Origin of the sequence: Capnocytophaga cynodegmi DSM 19736 (assembly GCF_000379185.1) — a bacterium.
Taxonomy (GTDB): Bacteria; Bacteroidota; Bacteroidia; order Flavobacteriales; family Flavobacteriaceae; genus Capnocytophaga; species Capnocytophaga cynodegmi.
Map to the genome: position 1 here is coordinate 24,471 of NZ_KB900707.1, position 19,091 is coordinate 43,561.

Genomic DNA, 19,091 nt, shown 5'->3' on the forward strand with positions numbered 1-19,091 from the left:
AAAATGATAAATATAAATAGATATAGAACAATTTTACTATCATCTATATCGTCAATGGTTCTGCTTTCCTCTTGTACAAAGGATTTTGCAGAAGTAAATACAAATCAATTACTACCTGACGGACATCAAAAAACACTTGATGGATTAGCTTCAGGTGGGCTTTTCCCAGGATTCATTCAAAATGTAATTCCTACTCGTAGTCCAGGGCAAGATACTGACTTACCTAACAGATATCAAGTAGCTTTAAACTTGGCTGGTGACAACTGGTCTGGGTATTTTTCTCCAGGAAATAGTACTTGGAATGACAGTAAAAATTACACCAACTACTATGTTATAGATGGATGGTCAAACTATACATTTAGTACAATGGTGGAGAGAATAATTAATCCATTTATGGAGATTAAAGCCGCAATGCACGATGTGGAGATTGCAGAAGATAAGTCACTGATATATCGTAAGAAAGATTTAGCAAGTCAGAGTGTTTTCTCTGTTGCCCAAATCATTAAAATAATGGCATATCATAGAACTACAGATATGTTTGGACCAGTTCCTTATAGCAAAATTGGTGCAGGAAGATTAACAGTTCCTTATGATTCTCAGGAAGATGTATATCGCTCGTTTTTAAAAGAATTAGATGAAGCGGTAACTACATTGAATGAATACTTTGCTTCAGGAGGTTCAAAAATTATTGCAGATTACGACCCTGTTTATCAAGGAAATACTGCTAAATGGATTAAATTAGGAAACTCTTTGATGTTGCGTTTGGCTATGCGTGTTCGTTATGCTGATGCAGCCTTAGCCCAAGAATATATCAAAAAGGCATATGAAAATCAGGGAGGTCTGTTGGCAGGAAAAGAAGATACTGCTAAATTGCAAACAAATGGCAAATTCATTTACTTCAACTCTGTAGAGTTATTATGGAAAACGTATGGTGAGGTAAAAATGGGAGCTACCATTTACTCTTATTTGAAAGGATATTCTGATCCTCGTATTTCGAAATATTTCCAAAAAGGAGTTGATAGTGATAAGGAAGATTACTACGCAGTACGCTCAGGAATTACAAAAATTACAGATAACCGCTATAAAGACTTTTCTAACCCTAACATACAGGAAAGCACTCCTACTTACTGGATGAAAGCATCAGAGGTACAATTCTTATTGGCAGAAGCTGCTCTTTTTGGAATTATTTCTGGGGATGCTGAAGAGTTTTATAACAAAGGAATTGCACTTTCTTTCCAAGAAAATGAATTACCTGTGGATTTGTACACTTCTGTATCTGGTACTCCAGCAAAATATACAGACTCAAAAAATAGTGACTATAGTGCAGAGGCTGTGAGTAGTATTGACAAAAAATGGAAATCAAGCTATACAGAAGAAGAGAAATTGGAGCAAATTATTACTCAAAAATATCTAGCAATATACCCTGATGGTCAAGAAGCTTGGACTGAGTGGAGAAGAACAGGATATCCTCGTATGTTCAAGGTGCCTGTAAATAATTCAAACGTATCTGCAAAAGATATTAACGCATCAGGAACAGATGGAGGAATGCGCCGCTTACCTTTCCCTCTTAATGAGTATCGTTTGAATAGTGACAATGTGAATGCAGCAAAAGCCTTGTTAGGAGGAAACGATGATGCTGCAACAAATGTTTGGTGGGACAAAAAATCTAAAAAATAATGTGTATGAAAAAGTATATAACTATTTTAGCTGTTGCTTCTATTGCTTTTACATCGTGCAATAAAGAGTGGACAGAAACAGAATCAAAGGCTTCTGAATTTGAAGAAGTTGCTCTTAGTGATTTGAGAGAGAAGCGTGATAATGCTAAGTGGCAGGCAGAAGCCGAACGAACAGAAGAAAACAGGAGAGTTCTAGATGCTTATTGGGCACAATTGCGCGAATACAAACAAAAAGCTTGGCTAAATACAGGAGAAGAAGGCGGACAAGTACCAATGGTGTACTATTGGTTTGATGGGTCTTCTTGGAAAGCTGCTAATGGGATTGCACGTGGATGGCTACAATCTGTGCCTGACTCAGTAACAGCGGTATCTATTTGGGGAGGTCTTGGAGGTTTACATCCAAAAGACTTAGATGCCAATCGAAAGAAAGACGCTGAAATATTCCAGAAAAAGGGAGGAGCTATCTTGATGTGTTGGCAGACTCCAAGCGTTGGAACTTCTTTGCCAGGTAAAAAAGGTGATGAAAAAAGTAATGGACATAAATACTTCCGTGAAAAATATCCTTTTAGCGAAAATTATGCTCAGTGGCCACAAATATATGCCCGTGAGCTTTCACGTTACATCATTGCTTTAGGTTTTGACGGATACGATGTGGATTGGGAAACTTGCGGTGACCACGGAAGTGTAAGTGAAGAAGGAACACCTCTGATGATTTCAAAAAATAATTATGAGAACATAGCTAATTTTGTAAAGGAAATGGCTAAGTATTTCGGCCCTGTTGGTGAACATCATCACGTAAAAACACAAGCAGAAAGAGAAGCTAACTTAAAGGCTTTATTTGATGCTTCAACTGAAGGATTTCACCCTAATGAAAAAGAATTTATTGATGATTTTAAACCCTATGTACCGTCGGATTATTTAACAAGAAGGTATTATTTTTGTGCAGACGTTCCTTGTGATATAGCACCTATATTTGGTCATAACTCTCAAACACCTCTTTTGATAGCTGATAATCCTTTTGCTATTTATTTTGATAAACACTTCATGCAAGATTACACGAGAAATGGTGTAAATACTTCTGGGGCTTTTCCTCCAATGTTGGGTGGACCAAATTATAATTCAACTAGTGCAAATTTCCAAGCAGGAGGATTTAGCGTAATGATAGGTAAAGGAAAAGACGTTAAAGCTAGAAAAGTATGGGGCTTAGGAGCTTATCACGGACAAAGTGATTTTCCTGTAACAAGCGAAAGTGATGCAAACTTTAAAAAGTATTTACAAGAGAACAATCTTAAAAGAAAATACTTACACTATGCTTGGACACGTGAAGCAATCCGTATTGCAGATCCACGACCTGATTATTCAGGCTATGTCGAAAAAGAACCTTATATCATTACACCTTAATTTTTACTAAAATGAGAAAAGCAATAAAATTAGCTATGTTAGCCCTTACATTGGGCGTTATAGGATGTCAGGAAAAATTAGATACTATCAATACAGATGTAGAAAAAAATCCAAGCGGAGTATTTTTACATATGAATACTAAGACTGCCGTTTTGAAAATACCAAAATCAACTGAGGGAGGACAAGTATTTACAGAAATACGTATGTCGGGGTTGGCAAATAAAGACGTACAAGCCACCATTTCCGTAGTCGATTTCTTGGAGGAATACAATAAAGCTAACAATACTCGATTTCGGTTTTTACCCATTTCAGAGTATGAACTTTATGAAGTTGATAATCCTACGAATATTTCTTCCAATGGTAACCTAACAGTTACTATCAAAGCTGGGCAAATTTTTGAAAAAGTAGGTGTGCGTGTTAAACCTCTTAATGAAAAAGAGTATCCTATTGGAGTAAACTATAGTATTCCATTAAAAATTACAGGTACTTCTGCAAAACAAGTTTTGAGTGAAGACAAAGCTCTTATTTCTTTCGAACGTCCTTTTAAAACTTCTGTAGCAGAAATAAAACAGGGACATGCCATTGTCGTAAAATTAGCTCCTGAGGTAGAAGAAAGTGAAGAAATCACAGTACAGGGGCAATTTATGTGGAAAGCTTGGCATGCATATTCAGGATCAACAATGAATATGAGTGTTATGGGAATAGGTCCTTATACACGTATTTTCCCTGATCAACTTCAAGTAAAAGACGGAGGAGGAGATAACCCTGATGACAAAGCAAAATACAATTTTGAGCTTAACAAATGGCATCAAATTACATTTACTTGTAAAGACAGCTATTTCAAAGTGTACGTTGACGGAAAGCTAATACACACTTTCCAAAGAACAGGAGTTAAGCTTTCTAAAGAAATGCATATCCCAATTGAAAATCCTCAAACCTCATATTCAACAAACCGTTACTTCAGAGAGTTTCGTTTGTGGAACAGGGCGTTAACTGAAGCAGAAATAGCAGCTAATGTGTATTTACCTGTTGATCCTGAAAGTGAAGGACTTGTTGCATATCTTCCTATAAATGAAGATACCAAATTTGAAGATAAATCGAAATATAATAACGAGGTAATTTTTAGAAAAGGAACTGGAGGAACTAAAGGAATTCAGGATGGAGATAGTTGGCACATAGATGTTAAGTACGATGATTTTAAAGTAGAGTGGACAAAAAATGTAAAATTTCCATCGCCTGAAGGACATACAGGATTGTATATTGAAGAGGATTAAATAGTATTTTAGAAAATTGATTGTAAAGAAGATGATAAAAAAAGTCATTTATACAATAATTACCATAGGTCTATTTTTATCTTGTAACAAGGACGAAATCGTGGTTGAAAAAAACAATAGTACCAATTGGGGGATTGATAAAAAGATAATAGACGATGATATCCGTAATCGTATTGGATATGACCCTCGTTTTGAGTACATTCGTTTTAAAGAAACAGTAATTGATGCACCTATGCTTTCTTTAGGTGAGATTCCTTTAACTGGTCAGTACACGTACCAAGTTGTTTTTGAAAAAATTGGAGGTAATATCTCAGAAGATTTGCAAGTAACTATTAGTTACGATGCTTCTCTTTATGAGAAAATAAAAGGAGATTACTCAGGCTTTGAATTAGGAGAAACCTCATTAGTAAAAGTCCTCCAGTCAACAAAAACAATGACGAAAGGTACAGATGATGTAACTTTTGATCTTACTATCAACAATGGCTATAAGTTAGATAAAAAGTTTGTTATTCCTTTTTCAGTAAAAATGAATAATGAAAATGTCAAGGGAATTAGCAATAAGGACTATTTTGTAGTTAAAATTTTTCCAGAACAGGTTGAGTTAAAACCAATAAGTACAGAAATCGAGAAAACGATATTTCTTAAGAATGGAACTCTTTCAACAAATTCAACAGAAGTAGGGGTTACTTTTCGTAGTACTAAGGGGATGTTATCTGGTGTTAAAATAGGTTTGATTCGTGATGATAGTGTAAATCTAACAGATGGTCAGGTGTTAGTACCTAAAGCTATTGAAGGGACATTACCTAAAGTTGATTTTTCAGGAAGTGAACAAACACTAAACTTTAATTTAGATATAAGCAAATTGAATTCTGAATTAGGAGTTTACGTATTGCCTCTGAAATGGGTACTATATGATAGTAATGGAAAATCCTATGATTTAGGTAACAACAAGATATCTATCCGTATTGTAGTTAAAAGAAGTGAGTTGACACAAAATGAGGAAAACTCACAGGGTTCTCATAACGAACATCCGCTTGGAAAGTTGATTACGGATAAGCCAAACATTGCTTTTTCTTACTACGATGATACAGATACTGGTAACGATGAAAGAATGTTGGACGGAGATTATAATGAAACAACTTATTTCAGAGGAGGACCTGATCAATATCTTACTTTCATTTTTGATTCTGTAAAAAACATCAAATCTGTTCGTTTTAAAATGAAATCTACTCATGGTATGACAAGGTGTAACGTATATGGAGCACAAGATGAAGATGGGTATGATTCAAAAGAACAAGGTTGGGCAGATTTTACTGAGGAAGGAGAATTTTATACAATTACTTTTAAAGAAGCAATACCTGTTAAACATCTATATTTTACAAACTTTACCTCAAACACGAGGGGAGGAATGTTCGCTTGGTTTGAAATTTACGAAGTTGACTTCTACGAAGAATAAAATAACAGATGTTAATGAGTAAAACTTATTAATCTTTATGAAGAAAAATGTTTCGTTTATTTAGCAGAGTTTTTATTATTTAAATTGTTGGATATAGTGAGACATTTTTCTTCTAAATTTTGAAAAACCTCTAAAAAGAACTTGTCTGTAAGCAGTAAAATCTTTACTTAACTACAAGCAAAAAGTTTCTTTTACAATGGTTGGATATATTAAATATCATAAAAATGTCAAACGAAGAAATCGTGTGACCTAAAATAATTTACAATGAAGACACATATTTTAAAAACTACAGTTTTATCTCTTTTGTGTGTAGGCTTCTTTAATTCTTGTAATAAAGATGAAATTACAGTTGAAAAGAACAATAGCATCACTTGGGAGATTGATAAAAAAATAATTGACGATGATATTCGCACTCGCATCGGATATGACCCACGCGAACAACAAGTCTATTTTTATAAGTCGGAGACAGACATGCCTATGTTTTCTCTTTCAACACTAACAATTTCAAATGAGAATAAAGTCAATGCTGTTTTAAACTTTACAAATAAAGTTGAAAAAGAGTTTAAAGCTTCTTTAATCTATGATCCTACATTATATGAATCTCTCAAAGAACAATATCCTGATTATCAATTAGGAGCAGAAGATTTAGTATCCATTTCAAAACCAGAAATAACAATCACTCAGGGAAGTAGGACTGCAAGTTTTGAGCTTTCAACACAAAACAGAAGTGATTTTGATAAGCAAGTAATACTACCTTTTTCATTGAAAATAATAGGTGATGATAGTGTTAAAATTCTTAAAGGTAGCGAGTTTTTCGTGGTAAAGATTTTCCCTAAAGGAATAACATTAAAAATTAATCATCCGTATATTAATAAAACTGTTAATATAGACGCTGTTACGGGAGAGGCTTCTTTTCAAAATCCAAATGTAAGTTTTACAATCACGTCTGACAAGGGCATTCCTCAAGACATTTCGCTAGGTTTGGTGCGTGATGAAGATGGAATAATTGCACCCGAAGGTATAGAAGGAACGATTGAAAAAGTAGCTTTCAAAGATTTAACAAAGGCTGAAATTTCTTTTGAACTACAAAATGCCAATAGCATAACAAGAAGAACTATTTTACCTCTGAAAGTAGTTATTTACGGTGCAGATGGCAAAGAATATCCTACAGGCTTAAAAACAAGTATACGTCTTTATCCAGAAATAGTGTATCCTAAAGATTTCTTAGTAGGCTCTAACTCAATGGAAACTCCTTCTGGTACAAAAATTAGTGATATTTCTGGACCTTTTGGTAGCTACTTAAACATAGGTAACAGAGAAGGTTTTGAAAAAATGTCAGACGGAAATGAAAATACTTTTGGCAGTTTCTCAAATGATAATGTTATGTGGGGTGGAGATGAAGAACTAAGATTTAACTTTGTGGCAAACAAAAAAGTGAAAACAATTCGTCTCAAAATGGATCCATCTACTCCTACTGATCAAATAGTTATAAACGTGGGTCGTGAACGTATGGGAACAGCTACCTTTAGTTCTACCGATAATTGGTATGTGATTACGTTCAAAAGTGCTGTTTCTCTATCAAATCTTACAATGCATGGCTTCACAAGAGGAGGACAAAAATCTTATTTTAAAATCTACGAAATAGAATTCTACGGAGAGTAGAAAAAACAGGTAAAAAATATTTATGAAAAAATCTCACCTATAGAAATAAACTATCAACACATTTTTACTTCTGTGAGTGAGATTTTATTTATCATAAGAATTTTTGAAAAATTATGGGTAGAACATACAAATGTATAATCTAAAAAAAATACAATGAAGACACATATTTTAAAAACTACAGTTTTATCTCTTTTGTGTGTAGGCTTCTTTAATTCTTGTAATAAAGATGAAATTACAGTTGAAAAGAACAATAGCACCGCTTGGGAGATTGATAAAAAAATTATTGACGATGATATTCGCACTCGCATCGGATATGACCCACGTGAACAACAAGTCTATTTTTATAAGTCGGAGACAGACATTCCTATGTTTTCTCTTTCAACACTGACAATTTCAAATGAGAATAAAGTCAATGCTGTTTTGAACTTTACAAATAAAGTTGAAAAAGAATTTAAAGCTTCTTTAGTGTATGACCCAACATTATATGAGAGTCTTAAGGAACAATACTCTGATTATGAGTTAGGAACAAAGGATTTAGTATCTATTACGCAATCAGAAATAACAATTGCTCCTGGAAGTAGGACTGCAAGTTTTGAGCTTTCAACACAAAACAGAAGCGATTTTGATAAGCAAGTAATACTACCTTTTTCATTGAAAGTAATAGGTGATGATAGTGTTAAAATTCTTAAAGGTAGCGAGTTTTTCGTGGTAAAGATTTTCCCTAAAGAAATAACATTAAAAATTAATCGCACATATACTGTTAAAAGTGTCCATATAGATGCCGTTACAGGGGAATTCTCTTTCCCTGATCCAGAAGTAAGTTTTACAATTACTTCTGATAAAGGCATTCCTCAAGATATTTCTCTAGGATTGGTACGTGATGGAGAAGCAGAACTTGCCCCTGAAGGCATAGAAGGCACCATTAAAAGAGTATCTTTCAGAGATTTAACAAAAGTTGAAATTTCTTTTGAACCGCAAAATGCCAGTAGCATAACAAAAAGAACTATTTTACCTTTGAAAGTAGTTATTTATGATGCAAATGGTACAGAATATCCTACAAAATTAACAACCAGTGTACATTTCTATCCAACTGTGGTGTATCCTAAAGACTTTTTAGTGGGCTCAAACTCAGCTGATACTCCTTCAGGAACAAAAATTAGTGGAGTTTCTGGATATTTTGCTAGTTTCTTCAATGATGGAAATAGAGAAGGTTTCGAAAATATGTTAGATGGAGATGAAAATACTTTTGGTAGTTTTTCAAATGATCAAGCTTTATTTGGAGAAGATGAAGAATTAAGATTTAAATTTCAAGAAAATAAAAAGGTGAAAACAATTCGTCTTAAAATGGATTCATCTACTCCTACTGATGAAATAATCATAAGTGACAACGCATCCATAACAAAACAACAAATAGGGGTAGTTTCCTTTAATACTAACAAAGATTGGTATGTTATAACATTAAAGTCCCCTCTATCATTGAAGGATTTTTCTTTCCATGGCTTCACACGAAGAGGACAAAGATCTAACTTTAAAATCTATGAAATAGAATTCTATGAAGAATAGAAAATAAATTAGACTAATGTTTATAAAAATCTCACTTGTGGAAGTAAAATATATTAATAGTTTATTTCTACAGGTGAGATTTTAATATTACTACGGATTTTTTGAAAAACTACCCCTTTCCCTTTTAGAACTCTTTTTATTTCAGAGAACCACTATTTTGAAACTACCAAGAACATCATTTAAGTGAAGATAACAAAACTAAAACCTCAAAGTCTTGTAAAAACTAAAGTAGTAAGTTAAGTTAAGATAACTTCGATTCAATATTTTCTTCCTAATACTATTACAACAAGCAATACTTATTGAAAAAATCTCTTTCCTCAAAAAAATAAACTCTTATTTATCAGCAAATTACAAAAATAGTTTTTTACATTTCAAAAAAATTCACATTAATTAAGCAAATACATTTACTTTTCACATAAATTAACTACCTTTGTAATGTTAAACCAAATTTCTTTTTTCTATGAAAAATATAGCCTTTATTTTCCTATCTTTAGGATTAATGACTTTTACGAGTTGTAACAAAAAAGAAGCTAAAAAAGAGCTTCCACGCGTTGCTATAGCAGGTATTGCTATTGAATCAAGTACTTTTTCCCCAGCAGTTTCTCGAGAAGACGCCTTTCCTTTGCGTATTGGCGATAGTATTTTCTCATATTATAATTTTTTCGTTCCTGATTCAGGTGTTGTACAACGTGCTAAGTGGCTACCTACTTTGCGTTCACACGCTATGCCTGGTGGTATTGTTGAACGTGAAACTTACGAAAAAATGATTGCAAAAACCCTTGAAATGCTCAAAGAAGCTCTCCCTATCGACGGCTTATTTTTTGACATTCACGGAGCAATGAGTGTACAGGGATTAGAAGACCCCGAAGGAGATTTAATAGTTCGTATCCGAGAAGTAATTGGCAATGATGTACTTGTATCATCGTGTATGGACTTACACGGAAGTGTTTCTCCTCGATTAGCACAAAATATCGATATGATAACCTGTTATCGACTTGCACCGCACGAAGACGCTATGATTTCAAAAAAACGGGCTTTAACGAATCTTCTCGACAGGCTGGAAAGCGGCAAAGGAAAACCAGCTTACAAGGCTTGGATTCCAGTACCAATCTTACTACCAGGCGAAAAGACAAGTACACGTATTGAACCTGCTAAGAGTTTGTATGGTCAGATTCCAAATCTTATTGATGGTGATAAAGTAATAGACGCTTCAATCTGGATGTCTTACCCTTGGGCTGATGAACCTCGTAATCACGGAGTAGTTATGACATACGGAGATGACAAAGAAGCCGTCGCCAAGGCTGCCGAAACTTTAGCCCAACATTTCTGGAACGTCCGTGAGGATTTTGAGTTTGTAGCCCCAACAGCCTACCTACCCGAATGCATCTCTCAAGCACTAGCTAGTACTGAAAAGCCATTCATTATAAGCGATATGGGGGATAACCCTACTGCTGGAGGAGCAGGTGACGTTACTTGGACATTAACTGAGCTTTTAAAACGTCCTGAATTTAAAACTGAAAAAGGGAAAAATCTTATTTATGCTTCTATTCCTGATGCTGAATTCGTAAAACAAGCTGTGAACATTGGTGTTGGCGGAAAAATTGATGCTACAGCTGGAGCGAGAGTTGATAGTCGCTACGCACCGCCTGTTCGCATTACGGGTACAATTACCGCAATTAAAAAGGATGAAAAAGATAATACCATTGTAGTAGTTAAAAGCGGAAATATTTCTGTAATCGTCACAGAAAAAAGAAAAGCTTTTCATTTTGAAAGATACTTCACAGAGTTGGGTTTAAATCCGAGAGAAACAGATATTTTAGTTGTAAAAATTGGTTATTTAGTTCCTGAGCTTTACAATATGCGTAAAGGTTGGGTAATGGCTCTTACACCAGGGGGTGTTGATCAAGATTTACTGCGTTTACCTTACAAAAACATTCAACGTCCGATATACCCACTTGATGCTGATATGCCACAACCTAATTTAAAAGCTCGTTTTGTCCCTCTAGCTACAGACCCTGCGAAGACAAAGCTATAAAAAATACTATAATTCACTTTCTAAAGATGAAATTCGGGTGAGAAAATTTCTCACCCGAATTTTTTGTTAAATAATATGCTAAAAAAATGATAATATTTTAAATAGTAAAACTCTCTATTATAAAACAACAAAACAACTAAATAACTGATTTAAAATTCATTAAAAATTAAATACAACTAAATAATTAGAATTTGTTATATTTATAAAACTTTAAAAAAGTTAAATTTCTTTTCTATTAACATAATTTTTTTTATTTTCGACAAAGTTTATTTGTTATTATTAACCAAATTTAGAACAGTATGAAAAGAAAGCTTTTAATGATGTTTGTACTTGTTATGGGAGTTTTCACACATCCGCTACTTGCACAAACGCGTACAGTTATGGGTACTGTTACCGACGAAGCAGGAATTCCGTTGTCAGGAGTTGGTATTATGATTAAAAACACGACTCAAGGCGTAACAACTGATTTTGATGGTAAGTATTCCATTCAGGCAAAGCAGAGCGATGTTCTTGTGTTTAGTTACATCGGTTTTTCTACCCAAGAAAAAGTTGTCAAAAGTAGCAGTAATTCACTAACAATGAATATTGTACTAAAAGAAGACACTCAGCAATTGGGAGAAGTTGTAGTTACAGCTTTAGGAATTAAACGAAGTGAAAAAGCTTTGGGATATGCTTTACAAGAGGTTGATGGTTCAAAATTACTTGAATCGCGTGATGCGAATGTTACCAACGCTCTTTCGGGTAAGGTTTCTGGTTTACAGATAGTAAAGGGTGCAGGAGGTATGGCAGGTTCTTCTAAAATCATTCTAAGGGGACAAAATTCCCTCACGGGGGATAACCAACCATTAGTGGTTATTGATGGTGTACCCATAGATAATAAGGCAAGTGGAGCTGCTGATATTTGGGGAAACTCAGGAATGGATATGGGAAATGGACTACAAGACATTAATCCTGAAGACATTGAATCTGTTTCTGTACTAAAAGGAGCTTCGGCTGCGGCACTCTATGGTTCACGTGCAGGAAATGGAGTTATTCTAATAACCACCAAATCAGGCAAACAACAACAAGGCTTAGGTATCACAATTTCAAGCACCATCGCCACAGAAGATATTTTTGTCAGACCTAAGTTACAAAATAGTTTTGCTCAGGGAAGAGACGAAATTTACGACCCAAAAACTACGCTTAATTGGGGACCCAAAATTGAAGGGCAAATCGTAACTAATTGGGACAATAAACAAGTTAAGTTGGATACCTACGATAATATTGGGAATTTCTTCCGTACTGGAATCACTTCCACACAAGCAATTACTTTCCAACAGCAAATTGAAAAGACATCTGTTTATGCATCACTTAACTATATGGATAACAGCAGTATTGTACCTGAAACTGAACTTAACAGAACTTCAGCAACTTTGCGTACCTCTACCAACTTAGGTAAAAGCGACCGATGGAAACTTGACTTTAAAATCAATTATGTGAATACTGTTGCAAATAATCGTCCTATACAAGGGTTGAACCAATCAAACGTGTACAAAACTCTTAATATCTTCCCTCAAACACTTGATATTCGAGAGTTTAACCCGCCTATAATGAACGAAAAACAAGTATGGTACGACACTCAAACTCTACCTGATGATAATCCTTGGTGGACATTAAAATATAACAGAAATAATGATGTTCGTAACCGCTATATAAGTTTTGCTTCATTGAGTTACGAGTTTACTAATTGGTTAAAAGGAGAAGTTAAAGGAGGAATGGATTACTACAACACCAAAATGTTCCATCGTAAACATTCGGGAAGTCTGTCCGTCCCAAAAAATGGATTCTATTCCGAAGGTTCTAAAGAATTTATTGAGAAAAACCTTAGCTTTTTGTTCATTGCACAGAAAAATGATTTACTTAAAGACCTCAGCGGAAGCCTTACATTTGGAGGAAACTTGATGTCGCAACAAACGTCAGAAATGAGTGCCTCTTCAGGTGATTTACTTCTTCCAAATATATTTTCATTAAATAATGGTAAGGAAAAACCAGTAGTCAATTCGCTTCTTACTGAACGAAAAATGAATTCACTCTATGGCTCTGCTCAAATTGGTTGGAAAAATAGTCTTTACCTTGACGCTACTTTCCGCAATGACTGGTCTTCAACGATGAGCGTTGAAAATCGTTCGTACTTCTACCCTTCTGTTAGTTTTTCAGGCGTTTTTTCTGAATTATTATCTTTACCTGAGTGGATTACTTTTGCCAAATTAAGAGCCTCATATGCTGAGGTTGGAAATGATTTAGAGCCACATATGCTTTATAACAGCTATTCTGTGAGTAAAGATTTCTGGGGAACGCCCACAATTTCAACAAAAGAAATACTCTACGATAGTTCCGTTAGAAGTGAATTAGTAAAATCATACGAAGCAGGTATTGATTTGCGTTTCTTTAACAATCGCTTAAAACTTGATGCCGCTGTGTATCAGACCAATTCTACTCGACAATTACTACGCTTACCAATGGATGAAACCAGTGGATATAAATTCAGAATTATCAACGCTGGAAATATTGAAAATAAAGGAATTGAAGTTTCTTTAGGAGTAGGAATACTCAACAACCCAAAAGGATTAAATTGGGATACTTCAGTAAACTTCTCCAAAAATAAAAATAAAATTATTGACCTTTATACTGACGTAAACTCTTATGATCTTCTAACAGTTGATGAAATCACTGTTCTTGCCGAAAAAGACAAAGAATACGGAGCTATTTATGGCTCAAAAATCCGAAGAGTGAATGATGTAAATAGTCCTCATCACGGAAAAATGATTCTCAATAGTGAAGGACTTCCACAACGTGACCAAGTGGCTTTACACTACCTCGGACACCAACAACCTGATTTTATGCTGGGGGTTAGTAATAGTTTCTCTTGGAAGGGCTTTAATCTTGATTTTCTTGTTGATGCTCGTGTAGGTGGAAAAATATTTTCAATGACCAGAAACTTACTTACAGGTTACGGAATGGCTGCCGAGACAGCTCCAGGAGGAGCCAGAAAACCTTTTGTTGTTGAAGGAGTTATTGCAAATGCCACAGGAGGATATGATGTAAACACAAAAGAAGTAACTCCTCAAAGATATTGGGGTGCCTTGGCTCAAAATAATATTGGAATTACCGAAGCTAATATTTACGATGCTACCTCTGTGCGATTGAGAACATTAACTTTAGGATATAACATCAATAAAAAACATTTGGAAAGAATGCACATCCAAAGTTTGAAATGTTCTTTTACAGCTAATAATCTTTGGCTTATCCACACAGATGTACCTGGAATCGACCCCGAATCAGTTTCAGGAACAGGAACAAACGTAACAGCCTTAGAGTTTGGAGCTCCACCTACAACAAGGTCATTTACTTTTAATATCACTATCGGACTTTAAAATTCAAATAGTAAGGTTATGAAAAAAATAATTTCAAAAATAACAATCATAGTATCCATTGCTTTGTTCTGGCAATCTTGCTCAGATTTCGAAGATATAAACAAAGACCATAATGCTGCTGACCGAAACTCAGTTTTAGTAGAAGGACTTTTTAACGCTTCTGTTGCTGATGCTCAGCTCAGTTGGTGGAATCGGGATATTCTTTTTCATCGTACGTGGTTATGGGGGGCTCGTTACACCTATCGACCTATTCACGGACCACAGGTATTGCAAGACCAAAACAACTATATGACTGATTATTGGGGATCATTAGCTCAGTGGATTTACAATGCCAGTCAAGCCATTGAAATTGGTGAAGAACGTATTGCTTCAGGAGTGAATGCTTCTGCTGCAACGAATAATTACGTCCAAATGGCTCGTGTGTATCGTGCTTATTTATTTTCGGAAGCTGCTGATATGTTTGGTCCATATCCTGCTAAAAAAGGATTTAAAGGCAAGGTCGCAGAATACAATAGTGTTGAGGAAATTTATAGTTATATTGAAGATGAGCTCAAATTAGCCGTAAGTAAATTTGATGAAAATGCAACTATCAAAAATGATGCATTCGATGCTTTTTATGCAGGAGACATCAAAGCGTGGAAAAAATATGCTAACTCCTTGCGTTTGCGTTGTGCAATGCGTTTTTCAAATGTGGGCGATGTAGGCAAAACTCGTTTTGAAAATATCATACGAGAGGTGGGCGACGTTAGCGGATTTATTTCAGAAAATATTGATAACGCTTCCGTAGCTCAATCTGATATTGCTGACTTAGAAAATCCTGCCGGTTCTATTTTTGCACTGAGTTACATCGGAATGGAAATCACCTCAACACTTACTAACATTGGTTTTGGACTAGGTGGCATTTCTGTTCGTGAAATGGCAAAACACCCTGGCACATCAGCTTACGGACTGCCCGATGAGGCTCTCAATAATCATTTACGTTCACCTAACGAATATTTAGGATTATATATGCCAGAGGTACTTCCTACCAAAACAAATATAGAATCTGCTGGATATTTGTACGATTACATTCCTTCTGAAATTGACCCACGTATTTTGGTAAATTATCACATACCTGGACATCACGATGGCTTGGTAAATTTCTACGAAAAACGAGACAAAGACGCTGAACGAGAAGGGAAAAATTATCAAGAAATTGAAGTTCCAAGTGGCTCAGGAAACAAAATTAGTACCAAATATACTTTCTCTTCATTCACTTGTGGTGATTTGACAGGAAAAGGTGATGTTATCCGAAGTTTTCGCATTGCTTTAGGACGATTACCCGCTATTAGCAAACAATACAGAGGCGGAAATCTCAGACGTGTATATTTCGGAGCTTGGGAAACTTATTTCCTTCTTGCTGAAGCTGCCCATTATGGTTGGCAAACAGGCAGAACCGCAAAAGAATGGTATGAATTAGGCGTAAAAACAAGTTTTGAATATCATAAAATAGGACTTTACGCAGATGAGTATTTACAAAGTGAAAGCTACAATCGTATAGGAACTTCAGCTAAGTTTGATCATACTACCGAAATTAGTAGCACTCAACTAAAGCGTAAAGTTCATTCATCAAAAGCTGAGGAAACCATAACTTATAATTATCCAAAAGGGGTACATCCTACCAACAATGACGTCCTTTCAAAAATTATGACTCAAAAGTATATAGCTCAGAATCCGTGGCAACCTTTCGAAGTTACCAACGATTATCGCAGAACAGGATTACCTTTCTTTGAAAATCCGTTTTTAGAAGGATTGTTGCCTTTTATGCCTTTCTATACCGATGCTACAAAAGCAGACATCAAAAATGTATATCGTAGAGTGCGTTACCCTATCAATCTAAAAACAAAAAATCCAGCGGGATACAAACAAGCTTTGCAACTGCTCGGTGGGGAAGACAAACCAGAAACACCACTCATTTGGCAGAAAAAATAATCTTTTATCTTTTGAATAAAAACAACCCCATTAGTTTCGAACTAATGGGGTTGTTTATCAAAATTATTAAATAACTTTTACGAAGACCTCTTTTCTAGTTCAATCGCTCGTTCTTCACTGATACCCAACAAATTTGCCAAACGATTTAGTATTCTTCGCTCTCGATCAGATACAGTACCATCAGCTGTAAATATCTTAAATTTCTCCAAATATTCTTTTTCCTCTTTGGATAAATCTCCTCTGTTAATAACAATACTTTCCAAAAGTTTGGCTCTGTCTGGATTAATATTGTATTTTTTGTACATTTCATCTAAGTATATACGTTCTTTATCGTCAATTGTACCGTCATCCTCAAGAGTAAATTTTATATCTTCAAGATATTTGAGTTCATTTTCTGTAAATGTGTGTATCTGTGCTATAGCTTTTTCTTCTAATTCTTTAGCTCTTTCAGCATTGATGTTAAACTTTTTACACATTTCGCTTAAATATACACGCTCCTTATCATCAATAATAGCATCATCTTCAAGCATAAATTTAACTTCCTCAAAATATTGCTGTTCTTCATCACTTAACGAATTTTGAGAAATTTGTTTTAATTGTTTTTTCTCTTCCACAGGTACTGCAACAACCTCATCAAATGCTTCCATCGGTTTGAATACCACATTAATTTTCCATTCTACTTCACTATTTGTTTCTATTTTTTGTTCGCTTTCTTTTCTTCTACCAACTTTTATAGTAGCAAATAATATACTTAATTCAGCGTTTATATCTGATATTTCAGAGTTTGTAAGCACTTGACTTTGTGTTGAAGACATAAATTCACTATGCTCTAAAATGTTACCTGACATTCGTTGATCAATAAGACGTTGCCAACCTATTTCATTTGCTAACCACACTAAATTTTCAGGTACAAAGGGCTTTTTAGTTGGGTTGAACGACTGATTTCTTCCTATTTTTAATGTGCTTTTTGATAAATCTCCAGTCCTTTTATCATTTTCTGAATTAAATTTAATAGAATTTGCTCTAAGACCTACTTCTGCTTCTCTTTTAGTATTATTATGTTTTTGAGTATCTTTACTTTCTCCCCTACTATTTTCTATTGTAATAGAGGTTGCTCCCAAACATTGTAATAAATAACAATATTCATTGATTCTGTCATTGAGCAATTCATAATCGTAATTTTCTATGGGTAAGTAGCTATCCGTTTTGTATGGATGGCATACATAAGTATGGTCAATTTTAGGGTGGGTAATTGGGAAATGTATCTTAGGTAAATTACCCATATTCAAAAGGATTAAATGATTAGATTTGAAAAGAGATTCTGTTTTAGAAACCGTTATTATCTTGCGATCTTGATAATCTACTTTATGGAAATCATTTATAAAATTATTGTAACTCTTTTCTTTTTCCGCTTCATAAAAGGTCAATACATCTCTGTTTTGTGTGCTATTTTCTTTGTAAAAATTTGCAAGTTTATCATAAGAATAAGCCGATTCGTAACCATTTCCTTTTGCTTTATAAACTTCTGCCTCAATCATTAGGTACCAAGGTAAAGAAGCCTTATATTGATCAGGTTCTTCATCTTTTAGTTTTTCTAAATCTGTTTTGAAAACCTCAAACAATTTGAATGCTTCATATTGATAATTAAGCCCTAGTAATCCATATATTTTATAAAAATAATATTCTTCAAACAAGTCCTCTTCCTCTTCTTCTACCCTATCTATTAATTCTTGGTATCGCTGTTTATCTTTGAGTATATTCAATTCATTAATTAACTCTTTGTACCACTCTTCATTTCCTTCATATAACTCATCATATCCATCCAATACTTCATTAAGGAAAGGTTTTACTGTTTCTGTAATTCCGACACCCGTATATGTAAAATAAACATTAGGGATATTGATATAGGTACTATCTTCAACAGAATGAAAAACCAAACAATTAACTATATCTACTACTGCAAAAGCTGGATCATCAGAAATAAAATATGCATTAGGATTATTGCTTTCTATATCTAAATCCAAATTAGAAACATAACTAACATCTTCAATCTCTCCCCACGAAATAAACAAATGTCCATCAGGTTCTTTACGACTACCACTTGTTTGTATGATTCCTGCAAAGCTAACTCCGGATTCTAACACACAACAAGAAAAATGGTAAATTCGTGTCGCTGTAAAGAAATCACCTTCCTTTGTCTTTGTATAATAGAAAAAAGCATATATTGGAGTACTTTTATCAATACCGTGCCACCCTCTAACTCTTGACTCTTCATTTCTTGCCAAAGCTCCTCCCTGTGAGTTTCTCAATTCTCCATCTAAATTTGTATAAATATCTGCTACGTTTCTTGATTGTAATTTATTTATCCCAAACTTTTTAATTGCCTCTCTTATAATATTTTCCATACCAATAATTTTATTATTTATTCGTTCTTTTTCTAATTTCTGTTGTCCTTGTATTCTCGTATAAAGTATTTGAGCTGCCTTTTCCTCATCTTCATTGGATTCTTTTAACAGAGCATTACACTCATTCTCAGTTATACTTATAGGGTAACCCGCTATTTTTTCAAAATAGTCCTGTATTAACAAAATTTGAAGTTCCAATAACTCCTTCTCTTTTTCCATAAAACACTAATTTTTA

At 34.4% G+C, this 19,091-nt stretch carries 10 protein-coding genes; 9 read left to right on the plus strand and 1 reads right to left on the minus strand.

What is annotated here, in order from left to right; translation table 11 throughout:
* Positions 1-3: 3 nt before the first annotated feature.
* The 9 genes from YW9_RS0103450 (at position 4) to YW9_RS0103490 (ending at position 16,451) form a co-directional block, all read left to right on the plus strand.
* A complete protein-coding gene (locus tag YW9_RS0103450; RefSeq protein WP_231555502.1) occupies positions 4-1,677 on the plus strand; it encodes a SusD/RagB family nutrient-binding outer membrane lipoprotein in 1,674 nt (557 codons plus the stop codon).
* 5 nt (positions 1,678-1,682) lie between these two features.
* Positions 1,683-3,077, plus strand: coding sequence for a glycoside hydrolase family 18 (locus YW9_RS0103455; RefSeq protein WP_026193780.1), 1,395 nt, complete (start codon positions 1,683-1,685; stop codon positions 3,075-3,077).
* 11 nt (positions 3,078-3,088) lie between these two features.
* Complete coding sequence (locus YW9_RS12495) at positions 3,089-4,351, plus strand: BT_3987 domain-containing protein (RefSeq protein WP_018278794.1); 1,263 nt, start codon at positions 3,089-3,091, stop codon at positions 4,349-4,351.
* Between the two features lie 31 nt (positions 4,352-4,382).
* A complete protein-coding gene (locus YW9_RS0103465) occupies positions 4,383-5,807 on the plus strand; it encodes a hypothetical protein (protein ID WP_018278795.1) in 1,425 nt (474 codons plus the stop codon).
* A gap of 264 nt (positions 5,808-6,071) precedes the next feature.
* A complete protein-coding gene (locus YW9_RS12500) occupies positions 6,072-7,469 on the plus strand; it encodes a DUF1735 domain-containing protein (protein ID WP_018278796.1) in 1,398 nt (465 codons plus the stop codon).
* A gap of 153 nt (positions 7,470-7,622) precedes the next feature.
* Complete coding sequence (locus YW9_RS13010) at positions 7,623-9,032, plus strand: DUF1735 domain-containing protein (protein WP_081615886.1); 1,410 nt, start codon at positions 7,623-7,625, stop codon at positions 9,030-9,032.
* Between the two features lie 460 nt (positions 9,033-9,492).
* Positions 9,493-11,067, plus strand: a complete 1,575-nt coding sequence (locus YW9_RS0103480; protein ID WP_018278798.1) for a M81 family metallopeptidase — start codon at positions 9,493-9,495, stop codon at positions 11,065-11,067.
* A gap of 299 nt (positions 11,068-11,366) precedes the next feature.
* On the plus strand, positions 11,367-14,480 hold the full coding sequence (locus YW9_RS0103485; RefSeq protein ID WP_018278799.1) for a SusC/RagA family TonB-linked outer membrane protein: 3,114 nt from the start codon (positions 11,367-11,369) through the stop codon (positions 14,478-14,480).
* An 18-nt stretch (positions 14,481-14,498) separates the two neighbouring features.
* Entirely contained in the window at positions 14,499-16,451 is a 1,953-nt protein-coding gene (locus tag YW9_RS0103490; RefSeq protein WP_018278800.1) for a SusD/RagB family nutrient-binding outer membrane lipoprotein, read from the plus strand.
* 77 nt (positions 16,452-16,528) lie between these two features.
* Here YW9_RS0103490 and YW9_RS0103495 read toward each other — a convergent pair whose 3' ends face one another.
* Complete coding sequence (locus YW9_RS0103495; protein WP_018278801.1) at positions 16,529-19,075, minus strand: tellurite resistance TerB family protein; 2,547 nt, start codon at positions 19,073-19,075, stop codon at positions 16,529-16,531.
* Positions 19,076-19,091: the final 16 nt, after the last annotated feature.

Excerpts from the sequence above, each read along its gene's own strand:
- YW9_RS0103480 (WP_018278798.1), top strand. The coding sequence starts at position 9,493 with ATGAAAAATATAGCCTTTATTTTCCTATCTTTAGGATTAATGACTTTT.
- YW9_RS0103490 (WP_018278800.1), top strand. The coding sequence starts at position 14,499 with ATGAAAAAAATAATTTCAAAAATAACAATCATAGTATCCATTGCTTTG.
- YW9_RS0103465 (WP_018278795.1), top strand. The coding sequence starts at position 4,383 with ATGATAAAAAAAGTCATTTATACAATAATTACCATAGGTCTATTTTTA.
- YW9_RS0103450 (WP_231555502.1), top strand. The coding sequence starts at position 4 with ATGATAAATATAAATAGATATAGAACAATTTTACTATCATCTATATCG.
- YW9_RS0103455 (WP_026193780.1), top strand. The coding sequence starts at position 1,683 with ATGAAAAAGTATATAACTATTTTAGCTGTTGCTTCTATTGCTTTTACA.
- YW9_RS12500 (WP_018278796.1), top strand. The coding sequence starts at position 6,072 with ATGAAGACACATATTTTAAAAACTACAGTTTTATCTCTTTTGTGTGTA.
- YW9_RS0103495 (WP_018278801.1), bottom strand. The coding sequence starts at position 19,075 with ATGGAAAAAGAGAAGGAGTTATTGGAACTTCAAATTTTGTTAATACAG.
- YW9_RS13010 (WP_081615886.1), top strand. The coding sequence starts at position 7,623 with ATGAAGACACATATTTTAAAAACTACAGTTTTATCTCTTTTGTGTGTA.
- YW9_RS12495 (WP_018278794.1), top strand. The coding sequence starts at position 3,089 with ATGAGAAAAGCAATAAAATTAGCTATGTTAGCCCTTACATTGGGCGTT.
- YW9_RS0103485 (WP_018278799.1), top strand. The coding sequence starts at position 11,367 with ATGAAAAGAAAGCTTTTAATGATGTTTGTACTTGTTATGGGAGTTTTC.